The 385-nt window shown below is 69.9% G+C and carries 1 protein-coding gene; it reads right to left on the bottom strand.

Annotation, left to right across the window (positions count from 1 at the left end; genetic code table 11):
• On the bottom strand, positions 1-385 hold a 385-nt coding region (locus tag OP04_RS48170; RefSeq protein ID WP_033346821.1), incomplete at both ends, for a hypothetical protein.

Here is a 385-nt window from a genome sequence, read left to right as displayed (position 1 = left end):
ACGTTCTCGTGCCGGAAGAACGAGTCGACCGACGTGTTCAGCCGCATCTCGGCCGTGTTGCCGTGATACGTCGGCTCGGCGCCGTCGACCGGCCGGGCGGAATACCGCACCCACACCCGCTCGACACCGGTCTTCGACGAACGCTCGAACGGCACCCAGATGCCGTTGTTACGCCGGTGGTTCAGCGTCTGCATCGCGTTCCCCGGCCCCTTCTTGGACAGGAAACCGTCGGCGATCAACTGCTCGCTCACCCACGAGTCCATCGACTTCGGGGTGCTGTCCGACCCGGGCCGGCCGGCCTCGACGTCGCCCGGCTCGGCGCCGTCCGGGAACGCGCCGGGCACCTCCGGCTGCGGACTCGGCGCACGCGTCGGAGCGGGGGTCT

Origin of the sequence: Catenuloplanes japonicus (assembly GCF_000717135.1) — a bacterium.
Lineage (GTDB): Bacteria > Actinomycetota > Actinomycetes > Mycobacteriales > Micromonosporaceae > Catenuloplanes > Catenuloplanes japonicus.
The sequence above is the reverse complement of the archived record's forward strand: the minus strand, read 5'-3'. Positions and strand labels throughout refer to the sequence as shown.